We start from the raw sequence: 26,580 nt of genomic DNA on the forward strand, positions 1-26,580 counted from the left end.
GATTTGGGCGCGGATCTCCGGCTCGATTGACGTGCCCACTTTGAGGATCGTCAGCGCATCGGCTCTGCTGGATACCTCCTGGAGCTCTCCAATGATCTGCTCGCGCAGCCCGTTGTGTGCCGAACCGGCAAGGGAGTCGAGCTCGAGCGCGGGGCCATCGTCCGGCGTCGTTTTTCCCGCGGAAGGCGGCAGAAGGATGAGCATACGTGTCCTTTCACGCATCAATCGGGTGGCTAACAGCAGGTATAATCGTATCCGCAGTTGGCCGGGCGGCCGCGTGTGAACACGAGGAACGTCCGGGCTCCACAGGGACACGGTGGTGGGTAACGCCCACTCGGAGCGATCCGCAGGCCAGTGCCACAGAAAGTAAACCGCCAGCCTCGGCTGGTAAGGGTGAAAGGGTGAGGTAAGAGCTCACCGCGGCCCAGGTGACTGGGACGGCATGGTAAACCCCACCGGGAGCAAGACCGAGCAGCGCGCTATGAGTGTCCCACTCGCGCGCGGGTTGGTTGCTCGAGCCCACTGGTAACGGTGGGCCTAGATAGATGGTCGCCACCGCTTTTGCGGAACAGAACCCGGCGTATAGGCCAACTGCACTGTGGCCCGCTTCGGCGGGCCACACGCATGTGCGGCTACTGCGTGAGCGTCTGCTTCGCGTACAGCGCCGATCCCACGATGCCGGCGGAGTTGAGCAGGTCTGCGGGCACAATCGGTGCGTTGGTGTCGATCAGCGGCACGAACTTCTTGTGCTGCTTGGAGACCCCGCCGCCGACAATGAAGAGGTCGGGGGAGAAGAGCATCTCGATATGGCCAAACACCTTCTGCAAGCGCTCGGCCCACTCCTCGAAGCTGAGCTCCTCGCGCTCGAACACGGCTGAGGACGCGAAGTGCTCGGCCTCCATGCCGTTGTCGAGAATGACGTGCCCAAGCTCGGAGTTGGGAACGAGCACGCCGTCCGAGACCAGTGCAGAACCGATGCCAGTGCCAAGCGTGAGCATGATGATGGTGCCCTTTTGCCCGTTCGCAGCGCCGTAGTAGACCTCGGCGTAACCGGCCGCATCGGCGTCGTTCATCACGGCCACCGGGCGCTTGAGCTTGCGCGAGATCACGCGAGCCGGGAACTGACCCTCCCACTCTTTGGAAAGGTTGGCCATGAACGGAATCTGCCCGCGCACAATCGGTGCGGGGAAGGACACGCCCACGGGAACCTCGTCGGGGAGCTCGAAGTGCTCGACGATCTGGCGGATGATCTTCGCGATCTCCTTCGGCTCCGCATTTTCCGGGGTCGGGATGCGGTAGCGCTCGTCGAGGAACTGGCCGGTCTTCAGGTCGACGGGCGCGCCCTTGATGCCGGAGCCTCCGACGTCCACGCCGATCGCGACTTTGCGATACTTCTTCTTCATTGTTCTCCTGCGGTTGGGGCGCTAGCTGCGGATGTGCTAGCGCCGGTTCGCTAACTTTGCGGGATTGCCCGGGTCGTCTGGCCCTGCGAGGGCAGGGTGAGGATCTCCGCGCCGTCGTCGGTCACAACGATGGTGTGCTCGAACTGGGCGGTGCGGCCGCGATCCTTCGTCAGCACGGTCCAATCGTCATCCCACTGCCACCAGTCGATCTCACCCAGGGTGAGCATCGGCTCGATGGTGAAGACCATGCCGGGTTCGATGAGCTGGTTGTAGCGCGGTGCGGTGTCGAAGTGCGGGATGATGAGCCCCGAGTGGAACGCCTCACCCACGCCGTGGCCGGTGAAGTCTTCGACTACGCCGTAGTCGAATCGCTTGGCGTAGCTCTCAATGACGCGGCCGATCACGTTAATCTCGCGCCCCGGCTTGACCGCCTTGATTCCTCGCATCATGGCCGTGTAGGTGCGCTCGCACAGGAGGCGAGATTCCTCATCGACCTCGCCGACGTAGAACATCGCGTTCGTATCGCCGTGCACGCCGTCAATGTAGGCGGTCACGTCAAGGTTGACGATATCGCCTTCCTCGAGCGGACGATCGTCGGGGATGCCGTGGCAAATCACCTCATTGATCGACGAGCAAATGGACTTCGGATAGCCCATGTACTCCAGCGTGGAGGGATAGGCGCCCTTGGAGACCATGTAATCGTGCGCAATCTTGTCGATCTCATCGGTCGTGACGCCCGGCGCGATGGCGGCGCCAGCCAAATACATGGCGTCGGCGGCGATGGTGCCGGCTGCCCGGATCTTCTCGACGATCTCGGGCGACTTCACGTCGGAGGTGGTGACCACCTCGGGACCATCGTGAAAGAGATACTCTGGCCGTTCGATGTGTGCGGGAACGGGCCGGATGGGCGATACGTTGCCCGGTTGAAGATTTCCAAGTGGAGCGCGATCTGCTTGCATGGCGATAAGCTTAGCAAGCGTGGCCGCGAGGTCGAATTGCAGGTGGCCACCGACGACGTAGGAGAGACATGGCCTTTTGGTACAACATGAACACTGGTGAGGTGGCCGAATCGACGGAGCCGCCGTTTGACGCCTCGGAGCGCATGGGCCCGTACGACACGAAGGACGCCGCCAAGAACGCCTACCTCACGGCCGCAGTTCGCAACGCCGACGCCGACATCAGCGAAAAGGCGTGGAAGACCGCGGGAGAAGATGACTTCGATCGCGACCAGCGCAAGTGGAAAGAAGCCTGGGATAAGTAGCGCCGCTGGTCACGCGGCGAGCGAAGCCGCGCTCACCAGCCCAAAGGGCGCTGATAGCCTGACGGCGTGCGCAGCGCCCTTCGGTGCGCGATGACAACAATTTGACGAGGAGTTAATCGGTGCGACTCATTCTTGTTCGCCACGGCCAGACCTACAACAACGCATCCAACACGATCGACACGGCTGTGCCGGGTGCAGTACTGACGGAAGAGGGCTGGACGCAGGCGAACGACGTCGTCGGCAAGCTCATGGCGTTTGCACCGGAAGCCGTGTGGGCGTCGAATCTCACGCGCACCCAGCAAACCGCCACACCGCTTTCCACGCGACTCAGCCTGGACATCAACGTTCACGAGGGCTTCCGCGAAATCGAAGCCGGCTCGCTCGAGGGAGGCACGTCCGAGGACGCTTACCGCGAGTACTCGCAAATCATCGTCGGCTGGATCCAGGGCGACATGGACGTGCCCATGGTCGGGACTGACGTGACGGGCACGGCGGTTCTTCAGAGATTCGACGACGCCGTCCGCGCGGCTGAAGCACAAGGCGCGGCAACCGCGGTGGTCTTCGCGCACGCTGGCATCATCTCGTTCTGGGTGGGCATGCGCGGGGGAGTGACCACCGACAAGGAGGATTTCGTCCCGCTGTCCAACACCGGAATTGTGGCGCTGAGCGGCTCATTGGACGAGGGCTACCGCCTCGAATCGTGGATGCATCTCACGTACGAGCTGCCCGAGGACGAGCCGATGAGGGAACTCGCCGAGGAGATCGCCGAAGAGCTCTAGCCGTGCTCATGTGAGCACGTTTTCCACTTTAACAATTTTTCTGTGTAATTCCACATTCTAGATGTTAGATTTGTGAATGCCCGCCATGGGATCCAAATTCAACGAGGAATGAGGGAATATGTCCAATCTCAATCACGACGGCCCACTCGTCATTGCCCTAGACTCATCGACCACGTCAACGAAGGCGATCGTTGTTGACACCTCCGGTAACATTGGCCACATCGCAAAGCGTAATATCCAGCTCCACACCCCGGCGATGGATTTTTACGAGCACACCCCCGAACGCTGGTGGGAGACCTCTCGCGACACGATCGCAGAGGTTGTCTCCAAGCTCAGCTCCCAGGAACGAGAGCGCGTTGCAGCGTTTGGTCTGACTCACCAGCGCGAGACCTTCGCACCGTTCGATGAGAACGGCAAGGCCATCCGCAACGGCATTCTCTGGCTCGATTCGCGAGCAGCCGACCAGATCGCTCGGTACGGCAGCGCTCACGTCCATGAGTTGTCCGGTAAGCCTGCGGGCGTGACGCCCGGCATCTACAAGATGGCGTGGGTGAAGGAAAACGAACCTGAATCGTTCGAGAAGGCACACAAGATCGTTGACGTGCTCGCCTACATCACGTTCAACCTGACCGGCCGATGGGCATCGTCCGAGGCCGCGGCAGACTCACTTGGCCTCCTCAACATCACCGAACGCGATTACTCAGACGAGCTGCTTGAGATCGCAGGCGTGCGTCGCGAGCAGATGGCCGATCTCGTCACGCCCACCGAGGAGATCGCTCCTCTCAAGGATGAGCTCGCCGACGAGTGGGGGCTCAAGAAGGGCATCCCGATCGTCGCTGGTCTCGGAGACGGGCAAGCCGCAGGAATCGGCGCGGCCGCCGTCACGCCAGAAATCGGCTACCTCAACCTTGGAACCGCGGTCAACGCCGGCGTGGAATCGCCGCACTACAAGTTCGATCCGGTCTTCCGCACCCACGTCTCGGGTATCCCCGGTAACTACGTGTACGAGGTGCTGCAGTCGTCGGGTTCGTACCTAGCCGGCTGGTTCCGTGAATCGCTCGGCGATCCGAAGCTGCTTGGCGAGCCCGATCCGGCGCTCGAAGAGGCTGCCGCTCACATCCCGCCCGGATCAGAGGGCCTGATCACCCTGCCGTATTGGAACGCCGTCCAGTCACCGCACTGGGATGCTCTTGCACGCGGCGCCGTCGTCGGCTGGCGCGGAACCCACTCACGTGCACACATGTACCGCTCGATCCTGGAATCGATCGGCTTCGAAATGCGGCACAACCTCGATTCGCTCGAGGCGGGCACGGGCGTCACGTTGCAGGGCCTGCGCGGCATGGGCGGCGGAACACGCTCGCCGCTGTGGCGCCAGATCATGGCCGATACGACCGGCCTGCCGATCACGATTACGCTTCAGGATGAGGTCTCGGCGCTCGGCGCTGCCGTGCTCGCGATGGCACACACGGGCGCGTTTGGCTCGAACGACGTCGCCACGGCAGCCAACGAGATGGCGCAGCTGGGCGACACGATCGAACCGAACATGGAACTGCACGAGCAGTACCGCGACGTGGCCGAGGTTCAGCGCAAGCTCTACCCGCAGCTGAAGGAGATCTTCACTGAGCTCCACGAGCTCAGCGCACGCTACCCGTCCACTCGCCCCGAATCACCGAAGGAAGAGGAGTAAACACGATGACGAAAGTAACGGTACTTGGAGCCGGAGCAATGGGCTCGGCCATCTGCAATCCGCTGGTAAAGGCCGGTTGGGATGTCCACCTGTGGGGCACGTGGCTCGATGACCACCTGATCGACGCGATCGACGCCGGTGAGCCGCATCCGCGCACGAACGCGATCATCTCGTCGGAGGTCACCACCTACCGCAGCGATGACCTAGAGCAGGCGCTCGAGGGCGCGAACGTCGTCATCCTCGCCGTTGCCTCTGTCGGTGTGCCCAAGGTGACCGAAATGGCGCTGGGTGGAATGTCGAAGGCGGATGCCGTGTGGCTGACGTCGAAGGGATTCAACCCTGATCCAGACGGCAAGATCGAGCTGCTTCCGGCGGCCCTTCGCCGAATTGCGAAAAACAACGGATACACGCTGCCGCCGATCGTGGCCGTGGCAGGCCCGGTCAAGGCCAACGAGTGCGCCACCGGCGAGCCAACGGCAACGATTTTCGGGTGCTCGGATCTGTCGGTTGCGCAAAAGTACGCGCGTGAGGCGACGACGTCGCGGTACCGGATCGAGGCAAGCGACGACGAAGTCGGCGTCGAGATCTGCGCGCCGATGAAGAACGTCTACGCGATCTCGCTGGGCATCGCCGATGGTTTGGAGGAGGCGACGGGCTTCCCTCACCACAACCTCAAGGCCGCAACCTTCGCGCAGGCGGTGAAAGAGATGTCGGTTCTCGGTCAGGCGCTCGGCGCCAAGCCAGAGACCGCATTCGGGCTCGCCGGCGTGGGTGACTTGGAGGTAACCGGACTCTCCGGGCGTAACAAGGTGTACGGTGTACGTCTTGGGCGCGGTGAGGCTCCGGCCGAGGCGCTTGCAGAAATGGAGCGTCTGGAACAGACTGTCGAAGGTGTTCCCGCTGCTGGTTACGCCAAAGATTTGGTCAGCCAGCTCGGAGTCACCGAGGAACAGGTACCGTTGTTCTTCGCCGTCTCTCGGATTCTCGACGGCGGGATTGACGACGTGAAGGAAGAAGTGGCCGAGGCCGTTCTTCCACGACACTAGGAGGCACCGTGGCATCCCCTTCGGCCAGACGCCAGCAGATCGTGGCTACTCTCGTGAAATTCGGGGAAACCACGGTGGAGGACCTTGCCAAGGAGCTCGACGTATCGTCCATGACGATCTATCGAGACGTGGCAGAACTGGAAGCCTCCAGCCTGGTTACGCGCCGCAGGGGAATGATACGTGCGACGGACTCGTCGTTAGTCGAGTCCGCCGCCGCCATCCGCATTGCCAGTAACTCCGAGGTCAAGGACAGCCTTGCCGAGGCCGTTGCGGGCTACCTTCGGCCAGGTCTTTCAATCTGTCTCGATGATTCGACGACGAACCTGGCTCTGCTGTCCTATCTTGAGGACTTGCAACCGGCCACGGTGATTACCAATGCCGAGTTCATTGCCAAAGAGGTGCGTGCCCAGCACGAAACCAACCTTATTTTGACCGGCGGCACCTACGAGACGTGGGCCGATGCATACACGGGGCTGGTGGCAGAGCTGGGACTGGCATCGGTCCGCGCGGATGTGTGCGTCATGTCCGCCACGGCCGTCGATCTCAAACACCATTTCCACCCCTCGCAGGCGATGGCCCGCGTCAAGCGCGCGATGTTGGCGTCGTCGCGATTTTGTATCCTCGCTATCGACGCGTCCAAGCTCGAGCGCTCGGGCCTGTTCAAAGTGGGCGACCTATCCGACTTTGATGTCATCGTGGTCGACTCGCGCCTTCCCGACGACTTCGTGAGCCAGCTCGAAGAGGACGGCCGCACCGTCGTGCGCGCCTAGCGCTAGAGGTCGTAATACAGCGCGAACTCGTAGGGATGCGGTCGGTGCCGGAGCGCTTCGATCTCGTTGACGCGCTTGTTCTCGATCCACGTGGCAATGAGGTCCTCGTTAAACACGCCGCCTTCGACGAGGTACGCGTGATCTTCTTCGAGGGCTGACAGCGCGACGTCGAGAGAGCAGGGCAGCTTCGCGATATTTGCCTGTTCCTCGGGCGAGAGCTCGTAGAGATCCTTGTCGATAGGATCGGCGGGCTCAATGCGGTTGCGAATGCCGTCGAGGCCTGCCATGAGCTGAGCGGCAAAGGACAGGTAGGGGTTTGCCGCCGGGTCGGGCGTGCGGAATTCGATGCGCTTGGCTTTGGCCGAGGATCCCGTCACTGGAATGCGAATGCATGCCGAGCGATTACCCGCCGAATACACGAGGTTGATCGGCGCCTCGAAACCGGGCACGAGCCGGTGGAACGAATTCACGGACGGATTCGTCAGCGCAAGGAGGGACGGCGCGTGCTTGAGCAGTCCGCCGATATACCAGCGCGCAATGTCGGACAGGCCCGCATAGCCGTCCTCGTCATAGAACAGCGGCTCGCCGTCCTTCCACAGCGACTGGTGGCAGTGCATGCCCGAACCATTCTCCCCGAACATTGGCTTGGGCATGAAAGTCACCGTGTGCCCAGCCTGGAACGCGGTGTTCTTCACCACGTACTTGAACTTCATCGCGTCGTCAGCCGCGCCAAGCAACGTGTTGAACCGGTAGTTGATTTCCTGCTGGCCTGCCGTTCCCACCTCGTGGTGGGCGCGCTCGATATCGAGACCCACGAGCTGACAGTTGCCCACCATCGCATCGCGCAAATCAACCATCTGATCATGGGGAGCGACGGGGAAGTAGCCGCCTTGGTATTTCGTCTTATACCCGAGGTTGGGACCCTCGTCGCGGTTCGTATTCCACCAGCCCTCGCGGGAGTCGATCGAGTACGTCGAGCGGTTCGGCGTATTCTCGAAGCGGACGTCGTCGAAAATATAGAACTCGGCCTCGGCGCCGAAGAACACCGTGTCCGCGATACCGGTTGAGCGCAGATATTCCTCGGCGCGTTTGGCGATCTGCCGCGGATCGCGCGAGTACGGCTCGCCGGTGAGTGGGTCGACGACGAAGAAGTTCATGACGAGCGTCTTGCGGTCCCGGAACGGGTCGACGTACGCCGTCGTCACGTCAGGCATGAGCTTCATGTCCGACTCGTGAATCTCCGTGAAGCCGCGGATCGACGAGCCGTCGAACATCAGACCTTCCTCAAGCTCCTCACGGGTGAACGCCTTTATCGGAATCGAGAAGTGCTGCATGACCCCGGGAAGGTCACAAAAACGCACGTCAATAAACTCGACGCCTTGGTTAGTCATGAAGACTATGGCTTCGTCCACGCTTGAAAACACGGGCTGCCCCTTGTGTAGGAGTTGTCTGACAAGGAGAATTCTACGGCCTAGGACAGGGTGCAAAAAGAACACGGCCACATAGTGGCCGTGTTCATGTGATTAGCGTCCGCGCATCGCCCGGCGATCGGGGCGGGCGTTGAACGGATCGATGCCCTTCGGAATCGGCAGGGCGTTCGTTGGAATCGCCTTCATGCGAGCCGAGACGGCCGCGACCTCGTCGTGGCTCATCACCTTCGGCAGGCGCTTGATGTGCTTTTCCAGCTTTCTGAGCTTGATCTGATCCTCACCGTTACCGGCCTTGATCACCTGCACGGGCGCGGAGGGCGCCACGCGCTTGATGGCCTTGCGCTCATCGGCGATCAGGCGGTTCACGCGCTCGGAGGGGCCTTCGGCAATGAGTACGACGCCGGGGCGCCCGATTGCTCGGTAGATCATGTCCTGGGTGCGGGCATTGAAGCGCACAGGCTCCTGCTCGATCACCCAGCCGCGCTTGATATTCGAGAGAACGGCGCCAACGGCTCCGGGCATGCCATCAATCTGAGAGTAGGAGGCGCGCTTGACCAGCTGGACGAGCACGAGCAGCGCGAGGGTCACGCCCATCATGAGGCCGATCAGCGGCCAAAGGATCCACTGGCCGGTCGTCACCGTACCAATAACGCCGATGAGAACACCGACGAGGAGACCACCGAGAATAGCCCACGGAGCCCACGAGTAGCTCTTCTTCGAAACGCGGTAGGCGTCCGCTAGGTAGCTATACCACCGCTTCTTCTTTGGCTTGTTCTTCTTGTCCTTGGCCATCGCACTTCCTTGCTTAGATAATCCGCTTTTGAGTTTAGTTGATGGATGCGACTTGCTCAAAAGCCGCACCTAGCGGGCAGCAAAACGCCGTGTATCCGCGCGGCCAATTGTTCCGGCGACGCCGGCCATGCCGAGCCCGCATAGGGCGGCGGCGAGGAAACCGACGTCGATATTCGTTTCCAAAAGTGGGCCAACGGCCGCGCTAGCTGCCGCGACGCCGAGCACGTTTGCCGAGACGATCACGGTGTTGGCCACGCCGTCGCCGCCCATCGGCGCCCACTGGCCCGCGAGCGTGAAGATTGAGACGCCGACTGGGCCGATAAAGATGCCCGCCATAAAGAGGAAGAAGGCGAGGTTTTCGCCGGAGGTTGCGAGCGTGCACGCCGAGGCGCCAATGAGCAGGCCGAACCCGCCGATGAGGATGCGCGAGACGAGGGTGAACCGCGCGGGAAGCGCCACGGCAACGAGCGCGGTGATCGCCGCGCTCAGGCCCATGGCCGAGTAGATGAGGCCGCCGAGCCCCTCAAGCCCGGTGGTCTCCGCGAAGGCCGTTACGGAGGTCTGCATGGCGCCGAAGTACATGCCCATGAAGACCATCGCAAGGAACGGGGTGCGTACGCGGCTGAGAATGTAGACGAACGAGGGCGTGCCGGATCCGTCGGCGGCGATTGACGGTCCGCGCGCGTGGCGCGAAAGCGCGAAGGGGATGACGCACGTGGCAACGAGCGCGGCCGCGACGAGGATGGGCGCGCCGGGGGAGACAGTGGCAGCGATGATTCCGACCGCGGCGGGGCCGAGCACGAAGTTGAGCTCATCCAGGACCGTCTCCCACGACATGGCGGCGGGCAACTGTTTGGGCGTGGCGATGGGATACCAGCGCACGCGCGAGAGCGGGCCGATCGGGCTCGTCGTGATGCCCACGGCCGCCGAATTGGCAACGAGTAAGACCGTGGCCGGTTCGCGCGATGCGAGCCAGACCAACAGAAGCATGAAGGCGACGTTGAGAGGCGCGATGATCAGAAGCGGGCGGCGCTGGCCGAAGGCGTCGGTCAGGCGGCCGATCAGCACATTTCCGATGCCATTCGCGATTGCGAAACCGGCCGAACAGTAGGCGGCAATCCCGACCGAACCTGTGGATGCGACGACGAGCGTGAGCACACCAATAATGACCATGGCAGTCGGCAGACGGCCAAGGAATGAAATCAATAGGTAGGGATACCCAACAAGCTTGGGGAGTTCTCGATATCCCGAAAAGGCCGAGCCGAAACTACTCAACGATGTCCGTTCTCTTGTGCAATGTAATGATCCTAGCGACGTCGCTAGGCGAGAGCCATATCTGTGGATAAAGATCACGCGCGGGCCATCGCGTGTGGTGGGGTAGCCCCATGGATGTTCGCCGGATGCCGAGGTGGGTTGTGCTCGCCGCGCTCTTTTCTGCCGTGCTCGGCGCCGGCGTGGGTATGGGTCGCACGACGACGGACTGGCTCGACTTCGCCCAGTCGCGCGTTGATGCCCGCAACGCCGCGCTCACGTCAGGCTCGTGGGACATGCTGGCGGCCCTCACGGCGCCCGATTCTCCTGCACGCCGGGCGGACGAAGAACTGTGGGACTGGCTCGAGGCCGATGGCACAAGCGTGGAGGCCATCGAAACGCAGGTGCACTCCGCCACGGTGATTGATCGGCGCGGGCCGGTGCTTGAAGTGATCTCCGTGCAGATCGGGGCGCATCTTTCTACCACCGACAGCAACAACGTGGGTGAACCGATGTGCAGGCGCTGGCACGTGCGCGATGGCGTGCTCGTCGATATCCGGCCCTGCCCGTCCTCGTGGCACTGAGTTAAAACACAGCATCGCAGAACTGCGCATAGCCCAGTGCCACAAAAGGGCGGGCGTGGAGAATTCCACGCCCGCCCTGTGATGCGTTCTAGTGAACGGCTAGTTCTTAGAGAACGTCTGGGAAGTCACCCTCTTCGAGGCGGAACTTGACGTCGCGCAGGTAGCGCGAGGCGTCAGCGCCGTCCACGATGCGGTGATCGTAGGAGATGGACAGGATGCACTTGTTGCGGATCGCAATGACATCGTTGCCTTCCTGGTCCTTGACCACGCCAGGTGCCTTGTAGATGATGCCCGTGCCAAGAATGGCAACGTTGGGCTGGTTGATGATCGGCGTATCAGCGATCGCGCCCGCGGAGCCGGTGTTCGTGATCGTGAAGGTCGAGCCACCCAGCTCGTCGGGCTTGATCTTGCCGTCACGGGTACGTGCAGCCAGATCGACGATGGCCTTCGAGATGCCGGCGATGTTGAGATCGCCCGCATTCTTGATGACCGGAACGAACAGGCCACGATCCGTATCCACCGCGATACCGATGTTCTCAACATCGTGGTAGACGATCTCGTTACCCTCAACGGAGGCGTTGATGATCGGGTGTGCCTTGAGCGCTTCGGTTGCGGCCTGGACGAAGAACGGGAGGAACGTCAGGTTGACGCCCTCGCGTGCAGCGAAGCCTTCCTTTGCCTTGGCGCGCAGGTTCCAAATGCGCGTGACGTCTACTTCCATGAACGTGGTCAGCTGCGCTGAGGTAGCCAGCGAGTCGACCATGTGCTTGGCGATAGCGCGGCGAACGCCGGTCATCTTGGCGCGGGTGCCGCGAAGCGACGCGACTTCCTTTGCCTTTTCAGCGATCTGCGACTTGACCGTACCCTGCGGCGCGGCCGCTGCCGGTGCAGCTGCTGGTGCCGACGCCGGTGTTGCCTCGGCCTGCTTGGCGGCCTCTGCTGCGGCTTCGACATCCTGACGGCGGATGCGGCCACCCACGCCCGATCCTTCAACGGATTCGAGGTCGACGCCGAGGTCCTTCGCAAGCTTGCGAACGATCGGGGTCACGTAAGCGGACTTGCCACCTTCGGGAGCTGCCGACTTCGGTGCCTCAGCCTTGGGTTCCTTGGTCTCGGGCTCGTCAGTGGGCGCGTCCGGAGTCTTATCCTCTGGCTCTTCCGTCGGCTCTTCTTCCGGCTCGTCCTTGGCTTCTTCAGCCGGTGCGGACTCTTCTGCCGGAGCGTCGCCGCCGATGATGGCAAGAACAGTGCCAACCGATACGGTCTCGTCCTCGCCAACCTTGATCTCAGTCAGGACGCCGGCCGCGGGGGCGGGCACCTCGGTGTCGACCTTGTCGGTCGAGACCTCAAGAATCGGCTCGTCTTCTTCGACCTCGTCGCCAACTTCCTTCAGCCACGTGGTAACCGTGCCCTCTTCAACGGACTCGCCAAGAGCGGGCATCTTCACTTCGACGCCCTCGCCACCGCCGCTTGCGGGCTTATCCTCGGCCGGCTTCTCAGCGGGTTCCTCGTCCGGCTCATCTGCCGGCTCCTCGGCGGGCTCGTCAGACTCGCCACCACCGGAACCATCGCCGATGTAGCCGAGAACGGTGCCGACCTCGACGGTCTCATCTTCGCCGACCTCGATCGACTCAAGCACGCCGGAGGCAGGGGAGGGAACTTCGGTGTCAACCTTGTCGGTTGAGACTTCGAGAATGGGCTCGTCGGCCTCGACGGTGTCGCCTACTTCCTTCAGCCACGTCGTAACCGTGCCCTCTTCAACGGATTCGCCCAGTGCGGGCATCTTAATGGGTTCAGACATAACTCACTGTCTCCTTAGTTGTTATGAAGTGGCTTGCCAGCGAGAGCGAGGATCGCTTCGCCAACGGCTTCGTTTTGAGTGGGGTGGGCGTGGACCAGAGCTGCGAAGTCTTCCGGCATTGCCTCCCACGCGACCATCAGCATGCCCTCGCCAACCTGCTCTCCCATGCGGGTGCCGATGGCGTGGAAGCCGACGATCGGGCCGTCCTTCTCGCGAACGATCTTGACGAAGCCCTGTGCGCCGAGCATCTGGGACTTGCCGTTACCAGCAAGGTTGAACATGGCGGTCTCCACGTTCTCCTTGCCGTACTTCTCTTCAGCCTTCTGCTGGCTCAAACCAACGGAGCCGATCTCCGGGTTGGAGAACGTGACCTTCGGGATGAGGTCCTCGTTGATGGCCTTCGGGTTCAGGCCCGCAATTTCTTCGGCCACGAATTCACCCTGGAGGTAACCGCGGTGGGCGAGCTGGACGCCCGGGACGATGTCGCCAACGGCGTAGATATTGCCGACGCCGGTGTGCAGGCGCTCGTTGGTGATCACGAACTCGCGATCGACCTTGATGCCCTGCTCCTCGTAGCCAAGGTTAGCCGTGGCAGCGCCGCGACCAATGGCGATCAGGAGGTATTCGGCGTCGTACTGCTTGCCGTCCTGCGTAAAGACGTGCACGCCCTCGTCGTCTTCCTCCACGCGATCGAACATCGTGTTCGTCTTGAAGTTGATCTTGCGGCGGCGGAACTGACGCTCGAGCATCTTCGACACGTCGAGATCCTCGTTCGGGACGAGGTTCTTCAGGCCTTCAAGGATGGTGACTTCGGCTCCGAGCGACTTCCACACGGAGGCGAACTCACAGCCGATAACGCCGCCGCCGAGGACGATGACCGAACCGGGCACCTTGTCCATCTTCAGCGCCTTTTCGGACGTGAGGACGCGATCGGTGATCGTCTGGCCGATCGTCTTCGAGTATGAGCCGGTTGCCAGAACAATGTTCTTGCCCTTGACCTGCTCGCCGTTGACCTCGATCGTGTCTTGCGCGACGAGGCGACCATAGCCTTCGTACACGTCAATCTTTCGCGATGCGATCAGGCCCGTGAGGCCCTTGTGCATCTGATTAACGACGCCGTCCTTGTAGCTGTTGAGCGTGCCCATATCGACGCCCTCAAACGTGCCGAGAATGCCGACCTTCTCAGAATCGCGCATCTCGTCCGCGACCTCAGCCGCGTGCAAGAGAGCCTTGGTGGGGATACAGCCACGGTGCAAGCACGTGCCGCCCAACTTGTCGCCCTCAATGAGCGCTACCTTCATTCCAAGCTGTGCCGAGCGAAGTGCTGCGGCGTATCCGCCTGAGCCCGCACCAAGAACGACTACATCGTATTCCTGTGAATCAGTCACTTACCTCTCCCTCGAGATTTCGTTGCGCTGGATGTTCCAGATTCATACAGGGGTAAGTATTCCACTTTGACGTCCAAAATGCTCGATAGTTTTCGCTAACTCGTCCAATGGCTGAACCCGAACCGCGCAACAGGCTACAATCGCCAGATGGCTCTCTTCTCACGGAAAAACAAAGGTGGTCCACTGTCCCAGCGTCGTGCCCGAAAAGACACGATCGCGCATCTGGAAGAATTTGCCGCCACGCGCGAGGAGGTCGCGGCCTATTACGAGGCGGAAACCCCGCGCGATCCGAGCGCCATCGTGCTCGTTGCACTCGACGGGGAGTGGACCAGACGCAGAATTCCCAGCTTCTCCGACGCACAAAGCGTGGCCGAAGAGCTGGGAATCTCGCTGTTTGACGTGGCCGCGACCGGCTACCCGCGCGCTATGCGCGAGTGGTCCATGAAGAACCCCGGCTCGCAGTCACGCGCTGACTAGACGTCCGTCTCGAGCGCGCCGAGCATCGTGCGCAGCATGACGCCGGTGGCACCCTTCGGGGTCGCGCCGCGAGGCTTGGATCGATTGAACGACGGGCCCGCGATGTCGATATGCGCCCAGTTCGGGGCGTCCACGAACTCCTTCAAGAACAGGCCGGCCGTGAGCATGCCGCCGAAGCGGCTTCCCGAGTTCTGCAGATCGGCGACGTCGGAATCCAACGATTCGCGCAGGTGCTCGGGCAGCGGCATGTGCCAGGCATCCTCGCCGACGCGGGTCGCGATATCGGTGATGGTCGCCGCGTAGTCGTCGGTTCCCATGATGCCGGTGGTGCGCTCGCCAAGAGCCACCATCTGCGCGCCGGTCAGGGTGGCAATGTCGATGATCTTGGTCGACTTTTCCTCGCTTGCCATGAGCAGTCCGTCCGCCAGGACGAGGCGGCCTTCGGCGTCGGTGTTGTTGATCTCCACGGACGTGCCGTTGCGGTAGACGATGACGTCATCGGGGTGTCCGGCCGTGCCAGAAACCATGTTCTCCGCGAGGCAGAGCCAGCCCACGGTCTTCTTTTGCACGCCCAGGCGAGCCGCCGCGATCAGCGTGTTGAGTACCGTGGCAGCGCCGGCCATGTCCGTCTTCATCTCCGTCATGGCATTGCTTGGCTTGAGAGAGTATCCGCCGGTATCGAACGTGATGCCCTTACCCACGAGCGCAGTCGTCTCACCCTCCACGCCCTCCGGGCTCCACTCGATGCGCACAAGACGCGAGGGGTTGGCCGAACCGCGGCCCACGTGTATGAGTCCGGCAGCGCCGATCTCCTCGAGCTCCTCCTCGCGGTAGACCTTCACGCTGAGCCCGGCCGCCGTCGCCTCGTCTTCGGCGATCTGCGCAAACGTCTCGGGCACGAGGTCGTTGGGCGCAAGGTTGACCAGATCGCGGGTGCGGTTGATCTGTTCTGCGATGATCTGGCCGCGGGTGAGGGCCTCGTCATCGTCGGTTGGAAGAACGAGCGCGCCAAGCGGAGTCTTCTTGGGCTCCTTGTACTCACTGAACACGTACGCGCCGGTGAGCGTGCCCTCGACAGCCTCGGCGACGTCGTCGATCTCGGTTGCCACGACGACCTCGTCCACGCCCGCCGCAATCCGGGCAAGATCGCCGAACGCGTCGCGCGTCGTCGTCTTGTCATCGCGCAGCACGACGAAGACGACCTTGGAGGTGTCCGTCGGATTCACGAGGCGAACCACGCCCGTCTTGGGCGCATCGAGCGTCGCGAGCGCGGTTTCAATACCGGCGACGACGTCGGAGTCATCAATGAGAGTGTCAACAGAAAAAGACTCGTCCGCCTTGTGCGCAAAAACTGCGAGGTGACGAGCGAGATCTTGGTTAAATTCTTGGGAAATAATTTGGGTCATGTGGCCAGTATAGAGCCGGACCATCGGGGGAGCGATTTCGCACCCTAGCCCGGGGGCTTACCCAGATGGTGGGGTGAAGTGATTAGAATCGCCATGAGTCATTGGATCAAGGAGATGAATCTGCAGTGAGCCAACAGAATTTGAGCGACACGCGAACCCGCGCGCACGGCTGGCCGCTCGCGATCATCATTGCGCTGTGTTTGGGCGCTGCAATCATCACGTGGCGCGCCGTCGTCGCCGCGACCGAGGCGTTCGTATCAGGGGAGTACCTGATCGGTGTGACCTCGATGTTGGCAGCGCTCCTGTGGATCCTTGGCTGCGCCGGAATCGTGCACAACGGCCGGCGCATGCGCGTCGTGGCCCTCGTGTCGTGCGTGCTCAACCTTGTGGGAGCCGGCATCGGGCTCGCCTCGCCCGATCTCTTCTCGCGTGTGAACCCGTGGTTCGAGGCGGGCGCAACGTACTTCTATCTTCCGACCATCGGCGCTGTTATCGCGCTGGGATGGCTCGTGTGGTCGCGTCCGGCCGCGGTCGCCGCTCGCCAGGTCGGCGAATCTCGCAGCTAGTCCTTGGCTTTCTTCGCCTTCTTGGCCTCGCGCTTAGCGCGCCGAGCCTCGGCCAGATCGTCAGGGGTGCCACCCTTGGGGTATTCGCCACGGGCAACCTGAGGAGAGGGGAGGCGCCAGCGGCGCAGGTAGAACCCGCGGCCGATCATCTGCATGAGAAGACCCTTGGGTGCCTCACCGAAGCGATACTCGACGAGATCCCTCGCGCGCCTGCCGGTAATAAACGCGACGATCGCCATGAGGATGAACACGCCGTAGAGAACCCACACGATTGGGGTAACGATGTTAGGCCAGCGTGGCAGAAGGATCATGATGGGCAGGATCAGCAGGGCGATCGGCATGAAGAAGGTGGAGATCGGAGCGCTGGCATCGACGTAGTCGCGTGCCAAGGCGCGCTCGGGCCCGCGGTGCTGGGGTGGCATGTCGCGCTGATTTCCCGTGCGCATCGCCTCTTGCTGCTTTTGGTAGAGCTCGCTGGATTGCGCGCGCCGTTCGGCCTTGTGAGCGCGCTTTTCCTCGCGGCTCATCGACTTCGTATCGGAGACGAGGGGGCGACGACGCGCCGCTTCCACATCGCGACGGCGCGGGGTCGGGGCACCCTTTGAGGGGGTGTATCCCTTGGGAGTCTGAGCCTTGGCAGGCTGAGTTTCCTTACGCGGGAATTCTTCCGGCTTCTTCTTTGATCCGAACACTATATTCCTTCAACTGACGAGCTGTCCGCCCTCAGTGTAGTTGTTGCACGCCACAATCGCCGATTCATTTCGGGTTAATCACGCCACCCGGGGCTAGGCTACAGATATGACTTATCAGGATGTAATCGCTTTCGTCGATGAGCGCATGGCGCAGTCCACGGAAGATCTCGTTGACCTCGTTTCCATTCCCTCCGTCTCTGCCGACACGTTCGATCAGGCTCACCTGAGCGACTCGGCAACGTGGGTGGCCGAGCGCGCGAAGGCTCTGGGCTTGGACACCCAGATCATCGAGCTCGTCACGGCATCTGGGAAGAAGGGGCGCCCGGCCATTCTCGCTACGCGCGATGCGGCGCCCGGTAAGCCCACCGTCATGCTCTACGCCCACCACGACGTCCAGCCTCCCGGCGATTCCGATCTGTGGGATTCTGAGCCCTTCACCGCGGTCGAACGCGATGGTCGCCTCTATGGCCGAGGTACGGGAGACGACAAGGCCGGCGTCGTCGCACACCTTGCCGCCATCGCAGCGGCCCGCCCAGGCGTCGGAATTACGCTCTTTATCGAGGGCGAGGAGGAGATCGGCTCGCCCACGTTCGTCGACTTCCTCGAGACTTACAAGGACACGCTCGCAGCGGACGTCATCGTCGTCGCCGATTCGAACAACTGGCAGGTGGGAACCCCCGCGCTGACCACGTCTTTGCGCGGCGTCACGCAGGTCACCGTCACGGTTAGCGCGCTCGACCACGCCCTGCACTCGGGCATGTATGGCGGCCCCATTCTCGATTCCGTCACGCTCGCCGCGCGGCTCATTTCGACCCTGCACGACGAGAAGGGGAACGTGGCCGTCAAGGGCCTCGTCTCCCGCGACGACACCGACGTCGACTATCCGGAGGAGCAGTTCCGCCGCGACGCCGGAGTGCTCGAGGGCGTTGAACTCGTGGGCGAGGGCTCGATTACCTCGCGCATGTGGACCAAGCCGGCGATCTCCGTGACCGCCATGGACGTCACGCCCGTGGACCTCGTGTCGAACACGATCATCCCGTCCACCACCTTCGTGCTCTCTCTGCGCGTTGCCCCCGGTCAGGACGCCGGGGAGGCAGCGGACAAGCTGATCGAGCACCTCACGGAGAACGCTCCCTTCGGCGCGCACGTCGACGTCACTATCGACGAGCGCGGGCCATCCTTTGAGGCAGGCGAACCCACCGAGACGTTCAAGCTCATGCAGTGGGCGCTGGAGCAGGCGTGGGGAACCGAGTCCGTGGAGATCGGCGTGGGTGGGTCCATCCCGTTCATTGCTGACCTCTCCGCACTGTTCCCGGAGGCGCAGATCCTCGTGACCGGCATCGAAGACCCGGACACCCGCGCGCATTCCGAGAACGAATCGCTCCACCTTGGCGACTGGCGCAACGCCATCGTCGCAGAGGCGCTCTTGCTCACGCGCCTAGGGGAGTAATGAAGGTATCGCTCGTGTGCTCGGCGCTGCCGGGCATGGGACCCCGTGCCGTCCTCGAGCGGGCGGTGAGCGGCTGGCTCGGCGCTCGCGGCGGCGACGACGTCGCCGGGCTGGCAACCTCCGAGGGCGAGACCACCGCTCACGTTGGCACCGGACTCGACGACGTCGTGCGCCTGCGCCACCCGGACGCGACGGCCACGAGTCCCGACGACGACGCGCCGCGCCGGATTCACTGGACGTGGCAGGGCGGGGCGCTCATCGACCTCGCCGACGCCATGACATGGGCGGGCGAGGGCGATCCGATTGGTTCGACGGCGTTCCTCGCCAGTGACCTGCGCGAGCTCAGGGCAACGGGCGCGAGGTCGGTGCATGTGCACGTGCCCAGGTTCATGAATCGCAGCGACCTCGGCGTGGGGCTCCTCGGCGCGCTCGCGGGTGAACCGATCGATGTGCGCGAGGAGCCGCGCGATCTTACTGAGCAGCTTGCGAAGGCCCAGCGGGCGGTGTCGGACATGGCGATAACGCTCACGTACCCGGCGGACATGCCCCTGCTCGGCGTGCACGGCATGGCTCGCATGTGGGATCAGGCGGGCATGGATGGCCAGGTCGCCCAGGATTTTGAGCGTCATATTGGCGGGTGGGTCCACGAGCTGGATCGCGCGGGAGCGGCATCGACGAGGCGCTCGCTCCTTGGTGGAGTGAACGTGGATCCGCGAGTGGGCTCGTCTGGAACCGGCGGCGGACTTGGCATGATGATCGGCCTGCTCGGCGGAGCGCGCCACCTCATCGGGGACTACCTCGTCGGCTCGGCGCTTCCGAGCGACGCCGACCTCATCGTCTACGTGTGCAGCGCGATCGGCGTCGACCTTCCCAGCGGCCTGCACGCAGCGACACGCCACGGCGAGGAACTCGGCGTTCCCGTGGTGCTCCTCACCGACAGCGCGGGCATGCGAAAGGGTGAGCTCCCGCGCCTTGGACTCCACGGTAGTTATGAGCTACGGCCCGAACGCGCGTTTGGCGGCGGCGTGGAGGATATGGACGCAATCTCAACGATTCCGGGGCGTCTGGATGACGCGATAGCGCGGATCGCCACGACGTGGGGATGGGATTTTTAACGGACGCAGGATTAAATAATTCGCGATTCACGTTAGGATGAGCGTTGCGCCACAAGCTAATGGTGGCGGGGCGCATTGTCAGACCATGCGGTCCAACCGGTAAGGTACCAGTTATCGATTTATTTGGAGGTAAACATGAGCGAGACGCTCGATACGACACCCCAGACCCACGGCGTGAACCTCACCGAGGTTGCGGCCAACAAGGTCAAGTCCCTTCTTGAACAGGAGGGCCGCGACGACCTTCGTCTTCGCATCGCCGTCCAGCCCGGCGGCTGCTCGGGACTCATGTACCAGCTGTACTTCGACGAGCGTCTCTTCGACGACGATCACGTGCGCGACTTCGACGGCGTCGAGGTACTCGTGGACGCCAAGTCGGCTCCGTACCTCGATGGCGCGACGATCGACTTCGCCGATTCGATCGAACGTCAGGGCTTCACCATTGATAACCCGCAGGCCGTTGGCACCTGTGCCTGCGGTGAATCGTTCCACTGATAAGGCTCAAGTGTTCCCCACCAAGGCGGTGGGGAACACGCGTGTTCTAGGAGTACATTGATGCGGAAACTCGCCATTGTGGCCGCGCTTTCACTAACAGCTACCCTCGCGGCATGCGGGTCAGATGAGCCCGAGCCGACGCCGGATCCGACCACCGAGCCGAGCGCTGAGGAAACCATCGAGTACGGCACCGAGATGCCGAGCGTCGACGTTACCGGCGAGTACCCGATTCTTGATTTCCCCGACTCTAACCCCGTTGAGGGCCTCCAAGTTGAGGTGCTCGAAGAGGGCGATGGCCGTGTGATTGACGAACAGGACGTCGTCGTCGCGCATTACGTAGGTCAGGTCTGGGGAGAATCCGATCCGTTCGATTCCTCGTTCGAACGAGGCGAACCCACATCGTTCTCGCTTCAGGGCGTGATTAGCGGATGGACCGAGGGACTATCGGGCTTGCCGGCTGGGTCCAAGGTGATCATCTCCGTACCGCCGGAGTATGGCTATGGAGAAGGCGGGCAGCCCACTGCCGGCATCGGTGGCACGGACACGATCGTGTTCTACATCGAGGTGCTCACGGCGTTTGGCGCGGATCAGGCGGGCGATGCCAACGCGACCATGCAGGTGGAACTCGATGAGCTTCCGGTCGCTATCGACGGCAATCTGGGTGAGCCCATCACGATTACCGTTCGCGACGACTCGGAGGAGCCCGAGGGCGAACCCGTTGTGACCGTCATTGCGCGCGGAAGCGGTGAGCCGCTCGGCGGCGAGGGCGCCACGCTGTACCACCAGTACGCAATGTCCCTGTGGGACAACTCGATGAGCGAGGTCACGTACGGCCAGTTCGGTCCCCAGCAAATCAAGCTCGGCGGAGGGAGCTTCTTCGACGCGCTCGAAGGCATCCCGGTTGGCTCTCGCGTGCTCGTTGAGGTGCCGGCGAACGACGGAGGCGACGGCGAGGTGACGGCTCCCGCCTATGCGGTGGTCATCGACATCATCGACCAGCTTCCGGCTGACGACGCCACCGACGACGGCACTGATGAGCCAACTGACGAGGCGACAGACGACGCGACGGATGAGGCGACTGACCCGGAGGCCGACGAGACCAACTAGGGGCGCCGAGTCTGGCGCTAGGTTAGGCGCCTAGGCCTGGCAGCAGGTCTGTCGGAAGATCTGGCGGCAGGTCTGGTAGCAGGTTTCAGACATGAAGGAGGGGGCTCGTGCGAGCCCCCTCCTTCATGTCTGTGTAATTTCAGTGTCTGTGTAATTTCAGTGTCTGCGTAATTGCAGTCTCTGCGTAATTACTATGCCTGCGTGATTACTTCACGAGCAGGTTGGTGGTCTTTGCAGCCTCGAGGCGAGATGCGACATCCTCCCAGTTGAAGATGTTCCACACGGCCTTGACGTAGTCAGCCTTGACGTTGAGGTAGTCGAGGTAGAACGCGTGCTCCCACATATCGAGCATGAGAACCGGAACGGTGCCCACCGGCACGTTCGACTGCTGGTCGTAGAGCTGGTAGGTGGTCAGCTTACCTGCGATCTGGTCGTAGGCGAGGACGGCCCAGCCGGAGCCCTGGATGCCGGTTGCGACCGCTGTGAACTGCGCCTTGAACTTATCGAAGGAGCCGAAGGCATCCTTGATGGCTTCGAGCAGTTCGCCCTCGGGCTCGCCGCCGCCGTTGGGGGAGAGGTTCTTCCAGAACACGGTGTGGTTCGTGTGGCCACCGACGTTGAATGCGAGGTCCTTCGAGAACTGGTTGACCTTGGAGAAGTCATCTTCTTCGCGGGCCTTCTGAAGGTTCTCAAGAGCGGTGTTCGCGCCCTGAACGTAGGTGTTGTGGTGCTTGCTGTGGTGCAGCTCCATAATCTTGCCGGAGATATGCGGCTCGAGTGCGCCGTAATCATAATCAAGTTCGGGAAGAGTGTAAGTCATGTCAACCTCCATAATTCACAACCAATCTGATTGTGATCGTTTGCTTTTCAATTATCGCTGATATTCGACATAGGTCTAGTGACTAAGCATGAAACTTGGCGGACAGCGTAACCGACCACCCATGAGATTCAATTCAATCTTTTGTGCCTAACTCGGTACTATTGAGAGCGAACACAGAAGAATGTGGAGGACACAATGGCAAACGAGGTTCAGGCGACGACGTCAGCCGACGTCGACGAAAAGTCGCTCGAGGTTCTGGTCTACTCAGACAATCGCGATACCCGCAACGAAGTGATGCAGGCCGTTGGCCGCAGGGTTGCCAAGGGAGCGCCGCGGATTAACTGGACCGAGGCTGCGACCTGGGAAGGCGCCTACCTCAAGGTGGAGGAGAACCATTACGACCTACTGATCCTCGATGGCGAGGCCGCCAAGCTCGGTGGCATCGGGTTTGGCAAGATGGTTCGCGACGAACTCGTTCCGGACATGCCCTACATCATCCTCATCGGCCGCCCGCAAGACGAGTGGCTCGCCCGCGTATCGAAGCCGAATGCCGTTCTCGAGCACCCGGTTGATCCGCGCACCCTGTCGGCAACGGTTGCGGAGATCCTCAAGGAGAAGGTACGCGCTTAATGCCTGCCTACACGTGGCCAGAAATTACCACCAAAGTCATTAACCGCGTGGATCTGACGGCCGATGAAACGGCGTGGGCGATGGACAAAGTCATGTCCGGCGAAACCTCGCCCGTTTCTCTTGCTGGTTTCCTCACGGCACTTGCGACCAAGGGTGAAACGACGGACGAATTGCTCGGCTTGGCTGACTCCATGCAGTCGCACGCGGCCCCGGTTAATTTGACCTCCGATTCCCTTGACATCGTCGGCACGGGCGGTGATCGCCTGCGCACCGTCAATATTTCGACGACGGCCTCCATCATCATTGCCGCTGCAGGTATCAAGGTGGTCAAGCACGGAAACCGTGCATCGTCGTCGAAATCAGGTTCTGCGGACTGCCTCGAGGCGCTTGGCGTTGACTTGAATCTCCCGATTCACTCTGTCGAGAAGATCTTCGACGACATCGGAGTGACCTTCCTGTTCGCGAATCTCTTCCATCCGTCCATGAAGTACGCGGCGACTGCGCGCCGTGAACTGGGCGTGGCAACCGCGTTTAATGTGCTCGGCCCGTTGACGAACCCCGCTCGCCCCCAGGCTGGCGCCATTGGCGTGTCGAATAAGCATCACGCGCCGCTCGTCGCCGGAGTTCTTGCTAAGCGGGATAACCGTGCGCTCGTCTTCCGCGGCACGAATGGGCTCGATGAGCTCTCGACCGTGTGCGGCAACGAGATCTGGGAAGTGCGTAACGGCCATGTCGAGTACTACGAGATGGATGCGAGTGCCGATCTGGGTTTGGCTCAGGCGACGATCGATGACCTGCGTGGTCAAGACGCCACCTACAACGCCGGTATTGCCCGACGAGTCCTCGACGGTGAGAAGGGTCCCGTTCGCGATTCGGTCAACCTCAACGCGGCCGGCGCTATCGTGGCCGATGGTCGACTCGAAGGTGCACGCCCGGAAGACGGCACGTTCATTGAGCGTATGCGGCGCGGTCTCGAAATCGCCGAGGAGACGATTGATTCAGGGCGTGCGGCAGACCTGCTGACCCGCTGGATCGAGCTGTCGAACCGCGAATCCCGCTAGGCGCTGGCTTAGTCGAGGCCGATATCGAACGCGGCCTCGAGGTCGGCGCGCGAGAACTCCTGGAAGGCCAGATAGGTCTTCAGCTCTTTGACGCCGGAAACCTTAGCAATCTGGTCCGGAATGACCGTCGCGAGATCCTCGTGCTCGGGCACGCTGACGATGGCGATGAGGTCCACGTCGCCCGTCACCGAGTAGACGCGGCGCACGCTCTTCACGGCGGCAACCGAGTCCGCGACTTCGGGAATCTGGTCAACTTCGGCGTCGATCATGACGATAGCGGTGATCATTGTGGCTCCTAATTCTCAGATGGACACCATCTTAACGCGCCGAGCGCAATTATTCGGCGCGGGAGGGCCGCGTCGGAAGTGCAATTGCGTCACCGCCGCGCGTCGAGCGGGAGAGCAGTTCGGGTGCGGTCACCTTGAGCAGTCGAACGCCCTCGCGTAGCAGCCACTGCGAGATGAGCCTGACCTCGTCATGGCTCACGTGCTGGCTGGCAAACTTCGGTTCTTCGAGGGGCTCGTGCGTGGCATCGAGAAACTCGCCCACGGCCTCGGGACTCTCGCCCTCTCGAGTAAGCGCGCTGGCTCGCAGCACCCCGTAGTCAACCAGCACAACTTCCCACCGGTGCCCAGTCGAATACGCTGCCACAATCCGCTGATTTCCCACGAGTGAGCGGAACTCCTCGTAGTTCTTCGCGCCGCCAACAAGTGAGTACAACCGATCTCGTTCGCCGGTGGCCTGCTCGTAACGCTGCTCCGCTGCGAGTGCGCGCAGCCGCGCGAGGCTGGCGTCCGCGACGTCGCGGACGTGCCCGCCGAGCGCCTCCTCGACCGCGGAGATCTCCGCACTCTGGCGATCACCGTTCAGGCACGGCGCTGAACACTTGCCAAGCTCATGGAGGTGGCAGGCTCCTCGGCCGTCCGGCTCAGCGGGAAGGCGCTGGGTACACGACCTCAGGCCAGTCGCCGACTCGAGGAGCTCTATCGCGTTGTTCGCCTGGCGGGTGGACGTGAAGGGGCCGAGCGCGCTGTCCATCTCGGCCCGCGGGATCTTGCGGGAGACCTTCAGGCGGGGGTGTGGCTCGTTCGTCAACGTTATCCACGGCCGAGTTTGCGTGCGCCTCGAACGCCGGTTGTACGGCGGATCGAGCTCGTCAATGAGGCGAACCTCGAGCACGTTAGCCTCGAGAACGGTGGCGGTGGCAATCCCATCCACGCGGACGGCCAGATCGACCATCTCGGCCATCCGCTTCCGCTTTTCGGCCGCCGTGAAGTACTGCCGGACCCTCTTGTAGACGTTGACCGACGTGCCCACGTACAACACTTCGCCGCCGGGGCCGATGAATTGATAGACGCCGGCGCCGCGGGGCAGGCCGTCGGCGAGGGCGGCCTTGGCGCGGCGATGCTGGGGTACCGAGTCGGTGGCCGTCATCAAATCGGAAAGATGCGTGACCCCGATGCCGCCCAGCCGACCAAGGATGGTGTGCAGGACGTCCACGGTTGCCCGCGCGTCGTCGAGTGCGCGGTGATTTGGCTGAACGTCGGCACCGCATATGCGCGCGAGGGTTGCGAGTTTGTAGTTCGGGGTCTCGTCACGAGTAAACGTCTTGCGGGCAAGTCGCACCGTGTCGACGATCCTGCGCTTGGGCAATTCGATGCCGAGACCGGCGCAGGCTCCGCGCAGATGCCCCATATCAAAACTGGCATTGTGAGCCACGAGAACCAGATCCGGATCGCCGCCGATGAAATCGATGAACTGCGGCATGACCTCGGAAATATCTGGAGCGAACGCCACCATCGAGTTCGTGATCCCGGTGAGCACGGTAATGTGCGCCGGAATCACCACCCCGGGATTGACCAGGGTAGTGAACTCATCGACGATCTCCCCGCCGCGCACCTTCACCGCGCCGAATTCTGTAATGGAATCAAGGCCCGGTTTGCCGCCGGTCGTCTCCAGATCAACCACCAAGAACGTCACATCGAACAGCGACGGCCCGAGCGCATCGAGCGTCAGCTGTTCCTGGGCGGCCAGTCCACCGCCCTCGCGGTGATAGCGCGCCGGTGTGAGGTCGAGGCTTGCGCCCACCGAGTTCCTTTGTGTCATGCCCACAGGCTAAACCGAGCCTCCGACACTAAACGCGCGTGCCGTCGTCGTCGGGTCTATGCGACCACGGCGCACTGACGAACACGCCCGCGGCAACTGAACCAAAACCGATGAGTCCCAGCACAATCCACCACTGGCTCTCGAATGCGAGCACGTCGAGGAACCCGAGGATGAACAGCAGCAGGATCGCGCCGGTGACCAAAAAGAAAAGTCGCGCGAGATCGGGTTGCGAGGCGGGGGAGACGGGATCGAAGCCGGGGAGATCGGCAGGATCGAACGGCTCGTCTTCCTCGGGAGCGGGCGTCCACGTGCGAAAACCCTCAGCCGACTGCTGAGCCATCTTCTTCTCCGCCTCGATCCACTCGGCGTCCCAATCCGCGCCAGAATCCTTTTCTCGCATACGCACAAGCCTACCGCCCTGCGCACGCCAATCAATTCGAGCGCGAGCGCTCACGTAGGCCTTCGT

The 26,580-nt window shown here is 62.3% G+C and carries 27 protein-coding genes, 1 other RNA gene and 1 pseudogene; 15 read left to right on the plus strand and 14 right to left on the minus strand.

What is annotated here, in order from left to right:
* Nucleotides 1-204: pseudogene (locus ACHFFR_RS01640) on the minus strand (peroxide stress protein YaaA); the annotation flags it as partial.
* 53 nt (nucleotides 205-257) lie between these two features.
* Between ACHFFR_RS01640 and rnpB the strand changes: the two are divergent.
* An RNA gene (gene rnpB / locus ACHFFR_RS01645) (RNase P RNA component class A) lies at nucleotides 258-599 on the plus strand.
* Nucleotides 600-632: 33 nt separating this feature from the next.
* Here the strand turns inward: rnpB and ppgK are convergent.
* Nucleotides 633-1,403, minus strand: a complete 771-nt coding sequence (gene ppgK, locus ACHFFR_RS01650) for a polyphosphate--glucose phosphotransferase (protein WP_394262528.1) — start codon at nucleotides 1,401-1,403, stop codon at nucleotides 633-635.
* Between the two features lie 50 nt (nucleotides 1,404-1,453).
* Nucleotides 1,454-2,362, minus strand: a complete 909-nt coding sequence (map, locus tag ACHFFR_RS01655) for a type I methionyl aminopeptidase (RefSeq protein WP_394262529.1) — start codon at nucleotides 2,360-2,362, stop codon at nucleotides 1,454-1,456.
* A gap of 68 nt (nucleotides 2,363-2,430) precedes the next feature.
* Between map and ACHFFR_RS01660 the strand changes: the two genes are divergently transcribed.
* From ACHFFR_RS01660 to ACHFFR_RS01680, 5 genes are all read left to right on the plus strand, one after another.
* Nucleotides 2,431-2,664, plus strand: a complete 234-nt coding sequence (locus tag ACHFFR_RS01660) for a hypothetical protein (protein ID WP_394262530.1) — start codon at nucleotides 2,431-2,433, stop codon at nucleotides 2,662-2,664.
* 119 nt (nucleotides 2,665-2,783) lie between these two features.
* Entirely contained in the window at nucleotides 2,784-3,443 is a 660-nt protein-coding gene (locus ACHFFR_RS01665) for a histidine phosphatase family protein (protein ID WP_394262531.1), read from the plus strand.
* 118 nt (nucleotides 3,444-3,561) lie between these two features.
* The gene (locus ACHFFR_RS01670; protein ID WP_394262532.1) at nucleotides 3,562-5,130 is read left to right on the plus strand and encodes an FGGY-family carbohydrate kinase; all 1,569 of its coding nucleotides are present in this window, start codon (nucleotides 3,562-3,564) and stop codon (nucleotides 5,128-5,130) included.
* Nucleotides 5,131-5,135: 5 nt separating this feature from the next.
* Nucleotides 5,136-6,176 (plus strand): NAD(P)-binding domain-containing protein, encoded by a 1,041-nt coding sequence (locus ACHFFR_RS01675; protein WP_394262533.1) that lies wholly within the window; start codon nucleotides 5,136-5,138, stop codon nucleotides 6,174-6,176.
* A gap of 8 nt (nucleotides 6,177-6,184) precedes the next feature.
* Nucleotides 6,185-6,946 (plus strand): DeoR/GlpR family DNA-binding transcription regulator, encoded by a 762-nt coding sequence (locus ACHFFR_RS01680; RefSeq protein ID WP_394262534.1) that lies wholly within the window; start codon nucleotides 6,185-6,187, stop codon nucleotides 6,944-6,946.
* A gap of 2 nt (nucleotides 6,947-6,948) precedes the next feature.
* Here the strand turns inward: ACHFFR_RS01680 and glnA are convergent, their stop codons facing one another.
* The 3 genes from glnA to ACHFFR_RS01695 form a co-directional block, all read right to left on the minus strand.
* Nucleotides 6,949-8,337, minus strand: a complete 1,389-nt coding sequence (gene glnA, locus ACHFFR_RS01685) for a type I glutamate--ammonia ligase (RefSeq protein ID WP_394262535.1) — start codon at nucleotides 8,335-8,337, stop codon at nucleotides 6,949-6,951.
* A 132-nt stretch (nucleotides 8,338-8,469) separates the two neighbouring features.
* The gene (locus ACHFFR_RS01690) at nucleotides 8,470-9,168 is read right to left on the minus strand and encodes a DUF4191 domain-containing protein (protein ID WP_394262536.1); all 699 of its coding nucleotides are present in this window, start codon (nucleotides 9,166-9,168) and stop codon (nucleotides 8,470-8,472) included.
* Nucleotides 9,169-9,237: 69 nt separating this feature from the next.
* Entirely contained in the window at nucleotides 9,238-10,374 is a 1,137-nt protein-coding gene (locus tag ACHFFR_RS01695) for an MFS transporter (RefSeq protein WP_394262537.1), read from the minus strand.
* A 194-nt stretch (nucleotides 10,375-10,568) separates the two neighbouring features.
* Here ACHFFR_RS01695 and ACHFFR_RS01700 point away from each other — a divergent pair, with 194 nt between their 5' ends.
* Nucleotides 10,569-11,003, plus strand: a complete 435-nt coding sequence (locus tag ACHFFR_RS01700; RefSeq protein ID WP_394262538.1) for a hypothetical protein — start codon at nucleotides 10,569-10,571, stop codon at nucleotides 11,001-11,003.
* A gap of 106 nt (nucleotides 11,004-11,109) precedes the next feature.
* On the opposite strand, the gene sucB is transcribed toward ACHFFR_RS01700, so the two are convergent.
* On the minus strand, nucleotides 11,110-12,804 hold the full coding sequence (sucB, locus tag ACHFFR_RS01705) for a 2-oxoglutarate dehydrogenase, E2 component, dihydrolipoamide succinyltransferase (protein ID WP_394262539.1): 1,695 nt from the start codon (nucleotides 12,802-12,804) through the stop codon (nucleotides 11,110-11,112).
* Nucleotides 12,805-12,818: 14 nt separating this feature from the next.
* On the minus strand, nucleotides 12,819-14,192 hold the full coding sequence (gene lpdA, locus ACHFFR_RS01710) for a dihydrolipoyl dehydrogenase (protein ID WP_394262540.1): 1,374 nt from the start codon (nucleotides 14,190-14,192) through the stop codon (nucleotides 12,819-12,821).
* A gap of 147 nt (nucleotides 14,193-14,339) precedes the next feature.
* Here lpdA and ACHFFR_RS01715 point away from each other — a divergent pair, with 147 nt between their 5' ends.
* Entirely contained in the window at nucleotides 14,340-14,669 is a 330-nt protein-coding gene (locus tag ACHFFR_RS01715; protein WP_394262541.1) for an oxidoreductase, read from the plus strand.
* Here ACHFFR_RS01715 and ACHFFR_RS01720 read toward each other — a convergent pair.
* The gene (locus ACHFFR_RS01720; RefSeq protein ID WP_394262542.1) at nucleotides 14,666-16,075 is read right to left on the minus strand and encodes a leucyl aminopeptidase; all 1,410 of its coding nucleotides are present in this window, start codon (nucleotides 16,073-16,075) and stop codon (nucleotides 14,666-14,668) included. The two genes, ACHFFR_RS01715 and ACHFFR_RS01720, sit on opposite strands and share 4 nt — an antisense overlap.
* 125 nt (nucleotides 16,076-16,200) lie before the next feature.
* Between ACHFFR_RS01720 and ACHFFR_RS01725 the strand changes: the two genes are divergently transcribed.
* The gene (locus tag ACHFFR_RS01725) at nucleotides 16,201-16,641 is read left to right on the plus strand and encodes a hypothetical protein (RefSeq protein ID WP_394262543.1); all 441 of its coding nucleotides are present in this window, start codon (nucleotides 16,201-16,203) and stop codon (nucleotides 16,639-16,641) included.
* Here ACHFFR_RS01725 and ACHFFR_RS01730 read toward each other — a convergent pair.
* Nucleotides 16,638-17,333, minus strand: a complete 696-nt coding sequence (locus ACHFFR_RS01730) for a DUF3043 domain-containing protein (protein WP_394262544.1) — start codon at nucleotides 17,331-17,333, stop codon at nucleotides 16,638-16,640. The genes ACHFFR_RS01725 and ACHFFR_RS01730 overlap by 4 nt on opposite strands.
* A 106-nt stretch (nucleotides 17,334-17,439) precedes the next feature.
* Between ACHFFR_RS01730 and ACHFFR_RS01735 the strand changes: the two genes are divergently transcribed.
* The 4 genes from ACHFFR_RS01735 (at nucleotide 17,440) to ACHFFR_RS01750 (ending at nucleotide 21,497) form a co-directional block, all read left to right on the plus strand.
* Complete coding sequence (locus ACHFFR_RS01735; RefSeq protein WP_394262545.1) at nucleotides 17,440-18,783, plus strand: dipeptidase; 1,344 nt, start codon at nucleotides 17,440-17,442, stop codon at nucleotides 18,781-18,783.
* Nucleotides 18,783-19,898, plus strand: a complete 1,116-nt coding sequence (locus tag ACHFFR_RS01740; protein ID WP_394262546.1) for a hypothetical protein — start codon at nucleotides 18,783-18,785, stop codon at nucleotides 19,896-19,898. The genes ACHFFR_RS01735 and ACHFFR_RS01740 overlap by 1 nt, the downstream gene beginning before the upstream one ends.
* 135 nt (nucleotides 19,899-20,033) lie before the next feature.
* Nucleotides 20,034-20,390, plus strand: coding sequence for a HesB/IscA family protein (locus ACHFFR_RS01745; protein ID WP_394262547.1), 357 nt, complete (start codon nucleotides 20,034-20,036; stop codon nucleotides 20,388-20,390).
* A 60-nt stretch (nucleotides 20,391-20,450) separates the two neighbouring features.
* On the plus strand, nucleotides 20,451-21,497 hold the full coding sequence (locus tag ACHFFR_RS01750; protein ID WP_394262548.1) for an FKBP-type peptidyl-prolyl cis-trans isomerase: 1,047 nt from the start codon (nucleotides 20,451-20,453) through the stop codon (nucleotides 21,495-21,497).
* A gap of 205 nt (nucleotides 21,498-21,702) precedes the next feature.
* On the opposite strand, the gene ACHFFR_RS01755 is transcribed toward ACHFFR_RS01750, so the two are convergent.
* A complete protein-coding gene (locus ACHFFR_RS01755; protein WP_394262549.1) occupies nucleotides 21,703-22,317 on the minus strand; it encodes a superoxide dismutase in 615 nt (204 codons plus the stop codon).
* Between the two features lie 195 nt (nucleotides 22,318-22,512).
* Here ACHFFR_RS01755 and ACHFFR_RS01760 point away from each other — a divergent pair, with 195 nt between their 5' ends.
* Both ACHFFR_RS01760 and trpD read left to right on the plus strand, forming a co-directional pair.
* Nucleotides 22,513-22,947 (plus strand): hypothetical protein, encoded by a 435-nt coding sequence (locus ACHFFR_RS01760; RefSeq protein WP_394262550.1) that lies wholly within the window; start codon nucleotides 22,513-22,515, stop codon nucleotides 22,945-22,947.
* Entirely contained in the window at nucleotides 22,947-24,008 is a 1,062-nt protein-coding gene (trpD, locus tag ACHFFR_RS01765) for an anthranilate phosphoribosyltransferase (protein ID WP_394262551.1), read from the plus strand. Before ACHFFR_RS01760 ends, trpD begins: the two co-directional genes overlap by 1 nt.
* An 8-nt stretch (nucleotides 24,009-24,016) precedes the next feature.
* On the opposite strand, the gene ACHFFR_RS01770 is transcribed toward trpD, so the two are convergent.
* Genes ACHFFR_RS01770 through ACHFFR_RS01780 form a run of 3 tightly spaced genes read right to left on the minus strand, consistent with a single transcriptional unit; the run spans nucleotide 24,017 to nucleotide 26,514 of the window.
* Nucleotides 24,017-24,295, minus strand: a complete 279-nt coding sequence (locus tag ACHFFR_RS01770; RefSeq protein ID WP_394262552.1) for an Lrp/AsnC family transcriptional regulator — start codon at nucleotides 24,293-24,295, stop codon at nucleotides 24,017-24,019.
* Nucleotides 24,296-24,344: 49 nt separating this feature from the next.
* Nucleotides 24,345-26,114, minus strand: a complete 1,770-nt coding sequence (locus tag ACHFFR_RS01775) for a DEDD exonuclease domain-containing protein (RefSeq protein ID WP_394262553.1) — start codon at nucleotides 26,112-26,114, stop codon at nucleotides 24,345-24,347.
* Between the two features lie 28 nt (nucleotides 26,115-26,142).
* On the minus strand, nucleotides 26,143-26,514 hold the full coding sequence (locus ACHFFR_RS01780) for a hypothetical protein (RefSeq protein ID WP_394262554.1): 372 nt from the start codon (nucleotides 26,512-26,514) through the stop codon (nucleotides 26,143-26,145).
* Between the last annotated feature and the right edge of the window lie 66 nt (nucleotides 26,515-26,580).

Source organism: Trueperella sp. (assembly GCF_043424875.1).
GTDB lineage: Bacteria > Actinomycetota > Actinomycetes > Actinomycetales > Actinomycetaceae > Trueperella.